At 73.2% G+C, this 12452-nt stretch carries 10 protein-coding genes and 1 pseudogene; 5 read left to right on the top strand and 6 right to left on the bottom strand.

Translation table 11 applies throughout. The features are described from left to right. Positions 1 to 149: pseudogene (locus tag ABD371_RS25870) on the top strand (3-dehydroquinate synthase); the annotation flags it as partial. Then, a complete protein-coding gene (locus tag ABD371_RS25865) occupies positions 146 to 970 on the top strand; it encodes a shikimate dehydrogenase (RefSeq protein WP_344481234.1) in 825 nt (274 codons plus the stop codon). The pseudogene ABD371_RS25870 and the gene ABD371_RS25865, both read left to right, overlap by 4 nt. A gap of 67 nt (positions 971 to 1037) precedes the next feature. Here the strand turns inward: ABD371_RS25865 and pabB are convergent, their stop codons facing one another. Both pabB and ABD371_RS25855 read right to left on the bottom strand, forming a co-directional pair. Continuing rightward, positions 1038 to 3146 (bottom strand): aminodeoxychorismate synthase component I, encoded by a 2109-nt coding sequence (pabB, locus tag ABD371_RS25860; protein WP_344481231.1) that lies wholly within the window; start codon positions 3144 to 3146, stop codon positions 1038 to 1040. 73 nt (positions 3147 to 3219) lie between these two features. Continuing rightward, positions 3220 to 3930: a methyltransferase domain-containing protein gene (locus ABD371_RS25855; protein ID WP_344481225.1), complete on the bottom strand. Its 711-nt coding sequence runs from the start codon at positions 3928 to 3930 to the stop codon at positions 3220 to 3222. Positions 3931 to 4168: 238 nt separating this feature from the next. On the opposite strand from ABD371_RS25855, the gene ABD371_RS25850 reads away from it, so the two are divergent. Next, the gene (locus ABD371_RS25850; RefSeq protein ID WP_344481219.1) at positions 4169 to 6118 is read left to right on the top strand and encodes a helix-turn-helix domain-containing protein; all 1950 of its coding nucleotides are present in this window, start codon (positions 4169 to 4171) and stop codon (positions 6116 to 6118) included. On the opposite strand, the gene ABD371_RS25845 is transcribed toward ABD371_RS25850, so the two are convergent. The 3 genes from ABD371_RS25845 to ABD371_RS25835 all read right to left on the bottom strand — a co-directional run bounded on the left by ABD371_RS25845 (position 6094) and on the right by ABD371_RS25835 (position 9483). Then, positions 6094 to 7344: an IS701 family transposase gene (locus tag ABD371_RS25845; protein WP_344481216.1), complete on the bottom strand. Its 1251-nt coding sequence runs from the start codon at positions 7342 to 7344 to the stop codon at positions 6094 to 6096. The two genes, ABD371_RS25850 and ABD371_RS25845, sit on opposite strands and share 25 nt — an antisense overlap. Positions 7345 to 7766: 422 nt before the next feature. Continuing rightward, on the bottom strand, positions 7767 to 8300 hold the full coding sequence (locus tag ABD371_RS25840) for an SET domain-containing protein-lysine N-methyltransferase (protein ID WP_344481208.1): 534 nt from the start codon (positions 8298 to 8300) through the stop codon (positions 7767 to 7769). A gap of 205 nt (positions 8301 to 8505) precedes the next feature. Continuing rightward, the gene (locus ABD371_RS25835; protein ID WP_344481203.1) at positions 8506 to 9483 is read right to left on the bottom strand and encodes a MerR family transcriptional regulator; all 978 of its coding nucleotides are present in this window, start codon (positions 9481 to 9483) and stop codon (positions 8506 to 8508) included. 130 nt (positions 9484 to 9613) lie between these two features. On the opposite strand from ABD371_RS25835, the gene ABD371_RS25830 reads away from it, so the two are divergent. Then, positions 9614 to 10168: an RNA polymerase sigma factor gene (locus ABD371_RS25830; RefSeq protein WP_344481199.1), complete on the top strand. Its 555-nt coding sequence runs from the start codon at positions 9614 to 9616 to the stop codon at positions 10166 to 10168. 96 nt (positions 10169 to 10264) lie between these two features. Here the strand turns inward: ABD371_RS25830 and ABD371_RS25825 are convergent, their stop codons facing one another. Beyond that, positions 10265 to 11668 carry an amidase family protein gene (locus ABD371_RS25825; RefSeq protein WP_381734544.1) on the bottom strand — a complete coding sequence of 468 codons (1404 nt, stop codon included), beginning with the start codon at positions 11666 to 11668 and terminating at the stop codon, positions 10265 to 10267. A 165-nt stretch (positions 11669 to 11833) separates the two neighbouring features. Here ABD371_RS25825 and ABD371_RS25820 point away from each other — a divergent pair, with 165 nt between their 5' ends. Beyond that, positions 11834 to 12436 carry a TetR/AcrR family transcriptional regulator gene (locus tag ABD371_RS25820; RefSeq protein WP_344481191.1) on the top strand — a complete coding sequence of 201 codons (603 nt, stop codon included), beginning with the start codon at positions 11834 to 11836 and terminating at the stop codon, positions 12434 to 12436. Positions 12437 to 12452 lie beyond the last annotated feature (16 nt).

Raw genomic sequence — 12452 nt, 5'->3', positions numbered from 1 at the left:
CCAAACTCCTTCAGACCATGAAGGTCGACAAGAAGTCCCGGGGCAATCTGCTCCGCTTCATCGTCCTCGACGGCCTCGCCAAGCCCACCGTCCTGGAGGGCCCCGACCCCGCCGTACTCCTCGCCGCGTACACCCGGGCCCTGCGGTGAGCGACGGTCCGGTACGCGCCGCCGTCCTCGGCTCCCCGATCGCGCACTCGCTCTCGCCCCTGCTGCACCGGGCCGCCCACCGGGGCATGGGTCTCGACTGGACCTACTCGGCCGTCGAGTGCGCGGAGCCCGGACTCCCCGGTTTCCTCCGGGGACTCGACTCCTCGTGGGCCGGGCTCTCCCTCACCATGCCGCTGAAGCGGGCGGTGATCCCGCTGCTGGACTCGGTGAGCGATCTCGCCCGCGCGGTCGGCGGGGTCAACACCGTGCTCCTCCGCGAGGACGGGCGGCACGGCGAGAACACCGATGTCCACGGCATCGTCGCGGCGCTGGGCGAGGCGGGGGTCACCGCCCCCGGCTCGGCCGTCGTCCTGGGCGGCGGCGCGACCGCCTGCTCCGCGCTGGCGGCCCTGCACCGGCTCGGACTGCCCGAGGCGGTGGTCCTGGTACGGGACCGCTCGCGCGCGACCCTGGTCGAGGAGGCCGCCGAGCGCCTCGGCAGCCGGATCTCGGTCCGCCCCCTGTCCTTCGCCGAGGACGCGGGGGCCCGCGCGGAGCTGGTGATCTCCACCCTCCCGGCGGGCGCGGCGGACGGCTTCGCCGACGCCCTGCGCTGCGAGGGGCTGCTCGATGTCGTCTACTCCCCCTGGCCGACCCGGAGCGCCGTCGCGGTGGCCGCCCTCGGCGGGACGGTCGTCGGCGGGCTGTCCATGCTGCTGCACCAGGCGGCGGCCCAGGTCTCGCTGATGACCGGGCGGACCGATGTCCCCGTCGAGCTGATGCGGCAGGCGGTCGCCGCCCCCGGCGCGGCCGGCGGCTGAGCGCCATGGGCCGGTCCGTCCCATGGCGCACCGCCGTGCCGCACCGCGATCCCGGACGCGAGCGGTCTCAGACCGGGAGCGCCCCGGTGACCAGCCCCGGGAACTCGGCCCCGGCGAGGGCCAGCAGGGGCCTCGCCTTGACAGCGGTCTCCTCGAACTCGGACTCCGGGTCCGACAGGGCGACGACCGCCCCGCCGACTCCGTAGCGGACTCTCCCGGGAGTGACGACGGCCGTTCTGATCACCACGCTCAGCTGGGCCGTGCCGGAGAGTGAGAAGTAGCCGATCGCTCCGGAGTAGACGCCCCTCGGCCCCTCTTCGAGAGCGTCGATGATCTGCATGGTGCGGATCTTCGGCGCGCCGGTCATGGACCCGGCGGGGAAGGCGGCCCGTGCGCAGTCGACGGCGCTCACACCGGGGCGCAGCCGCGCGCGGACGGTGCTCACCAGCTGGTGCACGGTCGCGTAGGTCTCGACCCGGAAGATGTCGCCCGCGTCGACCGATCCGATCTCGGCGCACCGGCCGAGGTCGTTGCGGACCAGGTCGACGATCATCAGATTCTCGGCGCGGTCCTTCTCGTTGGCGAGCAGATCGGCCACCAGCGCGGCGTCCTCCTCGGCGGTGCCGCCGCGCGGCCGGGTGCCCTTGATCGGCCTGGATTCGACGACCCGGTCGGAGCCGACCCGCAGGAAGCACTCGGGGGAGGTGCTGAGTACGGAGAGCTCTCCGCAGGAGAGCAGCGCGCCGTACGGGGCCGGGCTGAGCCGGCGCAGGAACCGGTAGCCGTCCAGCGGGTCCAGCTCTCCCCGGGCCTCGATCATATTGGTCAGGCAGACCTCGTAGGTCTCCCCCGCCACTATCTCCTCTTGACAGGTACTTATCATTCTCAGGTAGGCATCATGATCGTGGCGCAGGGTCACGTCATGGAGACCGGCGTCCGCCCCGGCCGCCGGCAGGGCCGCTCCGCCCGGTTCCGCCAGCCCGGCGGCGGCGGAGCCGATCCAGGCACGCGCCGCGCTCTCGTCCCGAGGGTCGGTGAGGGCCAGCAGATAGGCGTCCCCGGTGGCGTGGTCGACGACGACCGCGCGGTCGGCGAAGAGCATGACCGCGTCCGCGTCCTCCGACTTGTGCGCCCGCTCACCCCCGCACTCCGCCTTGAGTTCGTAGCCGAGATAACCGACCCACCCGAGCGTGAAGTCGAAGGGAACCTCAGGAATGTCCGCCTCGACGGTCCGGAGATCCTCCTTGAGCCAGTCGAAGAAGCTGCCGGTGAAGGTGTCCTCGCCGTCGGCCGAGTGCACCGTCACCGTGCCGTCCCACGCGTTGGCCTTCGCCACCCGGGCGAGCGGGCCCGAGGCGTCGCCCATCACCGAGAAGCGGCCGGCCCCGTCGTCGGGCCGGCTGCTGTCCAGCCAGAAGGAGTGCTCGCTGCCCTTGAAGAGCCGTTCGAAGACGTGCTCGGTGTCCTGGGGCGCGGCCGTCCGCTCCACGAGGACCCGCAGTCCGCGAACGGGCCGCTCCTGAGCCGCCGGGGCGGCGGCGGGGGCCGGTTCGGGGGCGCTCACGGCGGGCCGGGCCGGCCGGGGGCCCTGTGCGGTGTGCCAGTCGCGGGAGAGGCGCATGAAGTTGGCGAGCAGGTCGTGACCGTGTCGCGTCAGAATGGACTCAGGATGGAACTGCACTCCCCAGAGCGGGCGCAGCCGGTGTCTGAACCCCATGAGCACACCGTCCGGCGTCCAGGCGTCGGCCTCCAGCTCGTCCGGCAGACCGGTGACGGCGAGCGAGTGGTAGCGCACCGCGTCGAAGGGCGAGGGCAGGCCCGCGAAGAGCCCCTCGCCGAGGTGCCGCACCGGCGAGACGCGTCCGTGGCGGGGCTCCGGCGCGAGGCCGACGGTGGCCCCGTGCAGCAGGGCGGCGCCCTGGTGGCCGAGACAGACGCCGAGGGTGGGAATTCCGCCGTGTTCGAGGATTTCGCGGCAGATGCCGAAATCGGCGGGGACCTCCGGGCTTCCCGGCCCGGGCGACAGCACGACATTGTCGAATTCCCGGAGCAGGTCGATCCGCCACCCGGGTTCGTCGTTGCGGATGACGACGGGTTCGACTCCGCTCACCTCGGCGAGGTAGTGGTGGAGGTTGTAGGTGAAGGAGTCATAGTTGTCGACGAGGAGAGTGCGCATATTCTGTCCGTTGGTAGGCGACCGGGCTCGCAGGACGGCTCTGCGAGTGAAGAGAGTGCGGGCTGCCGGGTGTTCAGCGGCGAATGGCCCGCACCTCGAACAGAATGTGTTCCACCGTGTCCTCGCCCTCGCGGTCGCTCCTGGTTCGGACCACGGCTAACTCCCTTCCGCACCGTGCGGCGATGTCGTGCAGCAGGGCTATGTTCCCCCGGTCGCTGAAGTGCAGCAGCACACGGCCGCCTTCGGTCAGCAGACCGTTCGCCTCCGCCAGATAGCGCTCGTGCGCCCGATAGCCGGGGTCGACATAGGCCCGGTCGTGATCCGTCTCGTATTGGTAGTCTTCCGGAGCCAGGACGAAATTCGAATGCCAGTAGATTGTGTCGAATCGCTCGCCGGGCGGGACCGCGCCGAAGAGATCTCCGCACAGCGCGTCGATCCGGTCCGCCACACCGTGACGCCGGGCGTTGAGTTCGGCGTTCTTCGCCGCGCCGGGGTTGATGTCGGTCGCGACGACGCGGTCGCAGCCGGCCAGCGCGGCGGAGATCGCGATGATCCCGGTGCCGCAGCCGACCTCCAGGAACGATCCGGTTCTCGGCGCGGGGCTCTCGTGGAGGTCCAGCAGATCCATGGCGATGCCGGTGGATCTGGTGAAGGGCGGCGCGAAGACGTCGTCCAGCAGATCCCACTCCCGTCCCGCCATCGTGAAGACCGGCGGGCGGTCGTTCCGGGTGCGGGCGGTCCTGCTGCGCTCAAGCGAGCGCGTATAGCTCTTGATCTCTGTCATTGGTATGGACATCCCTTCGGATACAGGGGGATGAACCCCCTCAAAAACCCCTCGATTCATCGTCTCCGGAGGGAAGTTGCCGCCGGAAGGTGGGCCCGCGACACCCGGTCCCCCCAGGGGTGGTGCCCGGGTCACACCTAGGGGATCACCCCGGGACCCGATCCGTTGACCCTCATGATCACAGAGACTTACGATCTTCCTCACATTTGATTCAAAATTTACTCCGGGGGGCTGTTCGATGTCGGAAGAGCTGGTTGACCAGACCCATGCGCTGACCGTGTTCGAGCTGGTGGCACGAGAGGTCCCCAGAACCCATCTGGAGGAGTTACTGAGGCAGGCCCAGGGCACCGCGATGCCGGCCCCGGCGTTCGCCGCCCTGGAGCGCGCGGTGCATCTGGGGCTGGCCATCGGGGAGGCCACCGAGCAGCGGCGGCGGCGCGAGGCGGCGATGGCCTCGCTGATCGACGCGGCGCGGGAGATCAACTCGATCCAGGATCCCGAGTATCTGCTCAGCGTCGTCACCGCGCGGGCCCGCCGGCTGCTGGGCTGCGACGTCTCCTACGTCAGCCTGCCCCGTCCCGAGGGCGGCTCCTACGTCCACGCCTCGGACGGCGAGACCACCATGTTCAACGTGGGTCTGGAGATCGAGGAGGGGCACGGCCTGGGCGAGGTGGCCCAGGGCGAGGGGGGACCCCTGTGGACCGCCGACTACCTCGGCGACACCGCCTTCCCCCGCTCCGACCGGGTCGACGAGGTGGTACGGGCCGAAGGGCTGCGCGCGATCCTCGCCGTGCCCATGCGCCACAACGGCAAGACGGTGGGCGCGCTCTACGCTGCGGACCGGAAGATCAGACACTTCACCCCCGACGAGATCGGCCTGATGCGATCGCTCGCCGACCTCGCCGGCACGGCCCTCGACCGGACCCGGCTGATGGAACGCGTCCAGACCGATCTGGCCGACGTGGGCGCGCGGCGCGCCAGGGAGCTGGCCATCTCCTCCCGGTCGCGCTTCCTCTCCGAGGCGAGGGGGAAGCTGGCCGGGATGGTGCTGGACGGCTGCGACCTCCGCGACGTCGCCACGGTCGCGGGGGACGTCCTCAACGGATCGGTCGCCGTGCACGACGCGGCCGGCTGTCTCATCGTCGGCGTGGGCGCTCCGCAGGACGTGGACGCCGCCGTCACCGCGAAGGCGAGCCTGGACGCGCTCGCCATGCGGGCCCCGATCGCCCTCGGCCCCACGCTCTGGGCCGCGCCCGTCATCGCCGGCGCGGAGGATCTCGGGGCGCTGATCACCCGTACCCAACGGCCGCTCTCCGACGAGGAGGCCAAGTTCCTGCACTTCGCGGGGCAGGCGGTCGCCCTGGTGCTGCTGCTCCAGCGGAGCACGGCGGTGGCGGCCGGCCCGGTGCGGGACGAGCTGTTCGACAATCTGCTCGCCGACTCCAACCGTTCCGTACGGCATCTGGCGGAGCAGGCCCGCAGGGTGGGCATCGATCCCAAACGGCCGCACGCCCTCCTGGTCATCCGGGTGGAGGGCAGTGAGCAGGGGCGTGCCGTGGTGTGGGCCTCCTCGTACGCCCACCGCAGGTCCGGGCTGAAGACGGTGCGCAACGGCTGCATTCTTCTGCTGCTGCCGGGCGAGAACCCTTCGGCGATCGCGCAGTCCGTGCACCATGAGCTGTCTCCGCTGCTCGCGCAGCCGGTCTCGGTGGGCGCGGCGGGCCCGACCCGCGATCTGGCCGCGATCAGGGAGGTCTACCGGGAGGCACAGCGCTGCCTGGACGCCCTGATCGCCATTGATGGACAGGGCAGCGCTGCGGCGACGGAGGACCTGGGCTTTCTGGGGGTGCTGCTCTCCGACGACCACGATGTCGATCGGTACATCAACTCGACGCTCGGCGCCGTCCTCGACTACGACAACGAACGGGACACCGAGCTGGTACGCACGCTGGACGCCTACTTCAGTTCACACGCCAGCCCGACCCGGGCGGCCGGGGTGCTGCACGTCCACGCGAACACGGTCTCCCGGCGGCTGGAGCGGCTGACCGAACTGCTGGGGCCGAAGTGGCAGGAGCCGTCCGACGCCCTGGAGATCCAGCTGGCACTGCGGCTGCTGCGGACCCGGCAGGTGCTGCGGCACCGCCATGGACCCGGCAGGCGCGATCAGGCCGACAGCCGCGACACCTGACGGTGTGTCCGCTGCGCGGTGCGCCGGCCCTCGGTGGAGGAGAGGATCTCTATCGCGTGGGCGGCGGAGGCGAGTGACATGTGCCGGTGCCAGCCGCGCAGCGACCGTCCCTCGAAGTCCCGCAGCCCGGTGTTGAAGCCGACCTGTGTGACGTCGAGGTCGACCCGGGAGGTGAGTTTGGTGACGAGCAGCAGCGCCTCGGCGCGGAGCATGTGGGCGTTGGCCACCCACAGATTCTCCGGGACCCGCTGGGGGTCCTGCCACTCCGCGAGCAGCAGCAGCCGCCCGTCGGCCGGGTTGCGCGGGCCCGCCGGCCGGCCCAACTCCCGTACCTGCACGGTCGCCACCAGGGAGTGGTGGGAGGCGTTCGGGGTGGCGGGGTCCGCCCAGGTGACGGGGCGGCGCAGCGACCGGGCCGACATCGCGATCTGCCGGGCCTGGAGCGGCCCCCCGGAGAAGCCGGCGAGCGCCGGGTCCTCGACGGTGAGCCGGGTCGTCGGACGCACCCGGGCCACGGCCGGCACGCCCGCGTCCGCGAACCGCCGGAACGCGGCGTCGACCCGGCCCATCGGCAGATCCAGCACCACGGGCGCGAGCGGTACGCCCCGCAGCGGCAGGGTCTCCAGTACGGACTTGACCGCGCACTCCTCCAGCGTCTCCTTCGGGTTCTCCGTGGGGGCCGCGTCGGAGCGGCCGGCCGGCTCCTGGTCGAAGCAGGTCTCCGGGAGAAACATCCGCCAGTTGACCGGGACGCTCAGCGCCGGAGAGGCGTGCCACATGCCGAACGCGCGCTGCCCCCGGAAGATCCTGCCGAGGTGGGGGTCGAAGCCCTGGTTCACGCCGACGGACTGATTGCCCGCCTTGGGGATGGACAGCGCCCGCACCACATAGGCCTGGGGCAGATTCTTCCGCTCCAGATAGGAGGCGAGCGCGTCGCGGACCGGCATCCAGTCCCACGGCGCGTTCGATATGAAGTGCTGTAACCGCTGTTCCGCCGCCGCGCCGCCCAGATGCGTGGCGAGGTTCCTGATGGACTTCCTGCCCTGTGCCTCCAGCAGTGCCCGAAGGTACTGCTCGCCCTTCTCCCGTTGGTCACGTCTGGAGAGGGAGCCGAAGAGTGTGTCGCACAGTTCGGCCGTGATGACCTCCTTCAGGCGTGCGCTCCTGCCCTCCGGGGCCCGCCACCACGTCGTGCCTGATGTCAGCCCGGCTTGAGGCTTCTTCACAGGGTTCCCCAATCGATGGACGCGGCAGCTCCCCTGCTGCCCGCACCAGGCTCGCCGCCCGGTATGCCCCTGAGGAAGGTGAGCATCACACCACGACACCGATCGAGGCCACGCAGAGTGGTCGCCCGCCCACCAGTCCCGTGCGCCACTCCCGGCGGCTCGCCGCCCAGCCGTCGCTACCAACGAGTAGCGAGTGTGGTGGGATCACCACCCACTCCCCGCCCACCGGTTGCCGCACAAGCGTTCGGTGGTGACCCGTGCACACATCGCATGCACACGATCCGCACATCCCCGGGGTTCATATCCAGCCCTCGGCGGCCCGAGGCCGGTGCGGGCGGCGGCCTCGGGCGCGCGGGGTCGGGGGTGGGGTCGGGGTCGGGTCGGGTCGGGTCGGGTCGGGTCGGGTCGGGTCGGGTCGGGGTCTAACGGTCCGTCGGGGTGTCCAGGAGGTAGGGGGCGACCGAGCCCCGGTAGGCGGCCCTGCGGTCGGCGGGCAGATCCTTCCAGCCGGTGATACGGCCGCGGCACAGGACGGTGCCGCACCGGCAGTGGGCCGGGAAGTGCTCGATGGAGAAGTTCCGCATCGCGTAGTCGAAGGTGATCTCCTGACCCGACCGGATGGGACGGCGGGCGACCAGGTCGTGCGCCCCGGCCGGATTGAGCCCGATGCCGCAGACCGGGTCGCAGGAGTGATTCACCTTCGGCACCAGTCCGCCGTGCCGGACGAAACGGTCCCAGCCGACCTGGGAGGCGTGGGAGTCGTTACGGCCGAGTTCGGCCTCGACGACCCCGGTCAGCACCGTCTCTCCGGTGCGGAAGGAACGGACGGCGAAAACCCCGGCCCCCTTGCCCGCGGACTCCCGCAGTTCGGCCCCCGGCCGCCGGACGGCGGTGGGGGTGGAGGTGGAGGTGGTGAGTGCGGCGGGCGGGGGAACGGCGGTGCGGTCACGATCCATGGCTGGGCCCTTCGATCCGTCGGGCGCGAGTGGTGCGGACGTCCCGGCGGCGGGTCGGGCCGCGGAGCGGGCTCGCCGCTCCGCCGGGAGCGGATGCCGCACACACAACCCCACCCGGACCCGTGCCGCCAGGTGTTTACCGGCCGCCGGGCACCGGGGGACGACAACTGGCCGAGGACCGACGTACGCCCGGGCCGGCGGCGGGTCAGCCGGGGGTGAGAACGGGCTCCAGGACGTCGATCGCCTCGGCGAGCCCCAGCGGCCGTACGGTGCCGGGGACACGCGCTCCGGACCAGCCGGGGCCGGCCGTCAGGACGAGAGGGCGGGCGCGAGCGCCGCGCACGCCCCAGGTGATGCCCGCGACATGGCGGGCCAGGGCGCGATCGGCGGTGGTCCGGGACTGCGCCCAGAGCACCACGGCGGCGGGGCCGGTGCGGCGGACGGCGCTGTCCAGCGCCTCGACGGGCAGCGCGGCCCCGAACATCCGTACCGGGAGACCCCGTCTCCGCAGCGCCGCCGCGAGCGCCTCCAGCGGAAGGGTGTGCCCCTCCCCCGGCAAACAGGCCAGCAGGGCGGGCGGGCCCGGGCGCTCGGGGGCGGCGGTGGCGCAGCCGCGCCGCAGGGCGCAGGAGATGTGCCAGGAGAGGAGGTGCTCGACCTCCACGTACCGTTCGCCCGAACTCTGCTGCTTGCGGCCGACGGCGCGCAGCGCGGGCGCGATGACCTCGTGCCACGCGGTGACCAGGCCGTGGGCGCGGATGACGGAGTCGAGCAGCGCGTCGACCGCGTCGGCGTCCAGCCGCAGCGCCGCCCCGGCCAGCCCTCTGCGCTCCCGGCGCACCCGGCCGGACGGCGGTCCCGCGTCCGCGTCCGGGCGGCCGGCGGCGGTCCGGGGCCCGGGGACGGCCGCCGGGGTGTACGGGGTGCGCGGGGCGCTCCGGGCGATCCTGGCCGCCTCGGCGGGCGGGACACCGGTGCTGGTCAGGTCGGCCATACGGGTGAGCACGGCCAGGTCGTCCGGGGTCCACCGGCGGTGCCGTCCGCCGGTGCGCAGCGCGGGGCCGACGCCGTAGCGGCGGTCCCAGGAGCGCAGTGTCGTGGGGGCCACCCCGAGCCGCCGTGCGACCGCTCCGGTGGTGAGGCCCGCGCCCGTCCCGCGGTCCTGCTCGGAGGGGGTGCTCATCGGCCGATGATACGACGCACGAACGATGCGGCTTGAAGGCCCCGGAGTACAAATCCGACACTGAGCCGCCCGTCCCGGTGCGCCCCCGTCGCGCCGGGACGGGGGGAATCGGGCCGGGAGGAGCGGGAACATGAACGCCACAGCACTGTCCGGGACGGCCGCCGAGCCGCCCGCACCCGGTGCGCCGCCCGGTGCCCCGCTCGGCGACGAGCGGAGCTTCGCGGACGCCTACCGGCGCTGGGGACCGCTGGTGCACACGCTCGCCGCCCGCACCCTGGGCGACGCCCGCGAGGCTGAGGACGTCACCCAGCAGGTGTTCCTCGCGGCCTGGCGCGGGCGCGCCGGCTTCCGCCCGGAGCGCGGCCCGCTCGGGGCCTGGCTCGTCGGCATCACCCGCCGCAAGACGGTGGACGCGCTCGCCGCCCGCACCCGGCGCGGCGAACTCGCCGCCGCCGCCCGGCCGACGGCCGGCGCCGGCGCCGTCTCCCCGGAGTCGGCGCTGGACCGGGTCCTCATCGCGGACGAGCTGGGCAGGCTGCCCCGCCCCCAGCGCGAGGTGCTCTGCCTGGCCTTCTACGAGGATCTGACCCAGGCCCAGATCGCGGAGCGCACCGGCATCCCCCTGGGCACGGTCAAGAGCCACGCCCGCCGGGGTCTGCACCGGCTGCGCGGCCGTATCGGCTGAGGAGCGCCCCGGGCGGCAGGGCCTCGGCGACCGTGGCCGTGCCGCCGACGGGCCCCGGCCCCCCGTCGGCGGGGGCGCCGCAGGCGGGTGAACGCGTCATCCACGCGCCGCGCCGGGGCCGATCGGGGTGAGGACTCCGAGGCGGTCCTCGACGGCCTGGGCCGCGTCCAGGCAGAGGTCCTCGCGGAAGGCGCGGCCGATGATCTGCACCCCGGCGGGGAGCCCGTCGGCCAGGCCGGTGGGGACGGCGACGGCGGGGACGCCGACGAAGCTGGTCACGGTGCACAGGCGCATTCCGGAGCCGACCCGGTCGCGGCCCGCCCGGTCGCGGGACTCCAGACCCGGTTCGACGGGGGGTTCGGTGAAGGAGGGGCCGAGGAGCAGGGGGTAGGTGTGGAGGAATTCGGCCCAGGAGCGGCGGATGTTCAGCCAGAGGCCCATCAGCCTCATCAACTCGCCGGCGCTCACGGGCGGGGTCTTCTCCATCGTCATCCCGATGTAGCGGTCCCCGCCCTCGCCGAGCAGTTGGCGCACCGCCGGCCAGGTGGGGGCGAACTCGGTCATGGTGATGCGGTCGTAGGCGTCGAGGGCTTCGTCCAGCCTCGGTACGTCCGGCACCTCGCACACCTCGTATCCGGCGTCGTGGAGCGCTTCGGCGGCGGCCCGGACGGCCGCGCGGACCGTGGGGTGCGCGCCGTGGCCGCCGGGGTCGGCGACGACCGCGACCCGCGTCGGCCCGGGGAGGGGTTCGCCGTGGGCGGGGACCGGGACGGAGCGCGGGTCGCGCGGGTCCGCGCCGGCCAGCGCCTCGTAGGCGAGGCGCAGATCGCCCACGGTCCGGGCGAGCGGGCCGTCGGTGACGAGCGCCTGGGTCGCCGGGCCGGGGTCGTCGGGGCCGAAGACGCGGTGGTCCGCCGGGAACCGGCCGGTGGAGGGCTTGAGTCCGGCGACCCCGCAGAACTGGGCCGGGACGCGCACCGATCCGCCGGAGTCGCTGCCGAGCCCGAGCGCCGCCATGCCGGTGGCGACGGCCACCGCGTCGCCTCCGCTGGAGCCGCCCGGGGTCCGGCCGCCGTCCCACGGGTTGAGCGTGTCGCCGAACAGCTCGCTGCGGGTGTGCATCCCCGCGAGGATCAGGGTGGGGACGTTGCCGCGCCCGATCGGTACGGCCCCGGCCGCGCGCAGCCGGGCCACCGGGAGCGCGTCGGCCGGTGCCACCAGATCGCGGAAGCGCTTCACGCCGAATGTGGTCGGCTCGCCTTCGACGGCGGTGCTCTCCTTCACCGTGAAGGGCACGCCCGCGAGCGGTCCCGTCGTCCGGCCCTCGGCGCGCAGCCGGTCCGTCCGCGCGGCGGCCTCGCGGGCGCGGTCCGCCAGGATCCGGGTGACCGCGTTGACCCGGGGGTTGACCTCGGCGATGCGATCCAGATGGCTGTCGATCAGTTCGACGGCGGAGACCTCCCCGCCGCGCACGGCCGCCGCCTGGGCGGCGGCCGGCATCTTCCACAGGGCGTCCCGCACGGGCTCCCCCTCCTCGTTCACCCACGTACCAATGCGCTTGCATCGGAACCGGAACCGTACCCCGGAACCGATGCGAGCGCATCGGATAAAGTGCGCCGGAGCCGCGGAAGCCGCGGAAGCCGTGGGACAGGGAGGCGAACGGGCATGCCCAGACAGGTCGATCACGCGGGCCGGCGTCGGCTCATCGCCGAGGCCGTCTGCCGGCTCGCCGACGAGCGCGGGCTGGAGGGCGTGACCCTTCGCGATGTCGCCGCCCGCGCCGAGGTGTCGATGGGGGCCGTTCAGCGGTGCTTCCGCACCAAGGAGGAGATGCTCGTGTTCACTCTCGGGCACATCGGCGAGCGGGTCGTGGGACGAGTGCGGGCCGGCCTCGCCGGGAGCCCGGCGCGGTCGGCCGGCGCGGCGCTGGGCCACGCGGCCACCGAGGTCGCGCTGCTCCGGGAGGAGCACCGCGCCGAGGCCAGGGTCTGGCTCGCCTTCCTCGCGCAGGCGGCGGTCAGCGAGACGCTCGCGGCGACGCTGAGGGCCGACTACGCGCCCCTGGAGGAGGCGTTCACCCGTCTCGTCGCGGAGGCCGCCGGGGGGACGGACCGCGCCGCGCCCCTCGACGCCCGGCGCGAGGCCCGTACCCTGCTCGCCCTCGCGGACGGCCTCACCGCGCACGTGCTCATCGGCCGTCTCACCTCCCGGGAGGCCCAGGAGGTCCTTCAGGCGCAGGTGGACGGCCTCCGGGGCGCGGGGACCTGATCCCGGGTTCCGCGCG

This window comes from Streptomyces amakusaensis, assembly GCF_039532665.1.
GTDB lineage: Bacteria > Actinomycetota > Actinomycetes > Streptomycetales > Streptomycetaceae > Streptomyces > Streptomyces amakusaensis.
The sequence above is the reverse complement of the archived record's forward strand: the minus strand, read 5'-3'. Positions and strand labels throughout refer to the sequence as shown.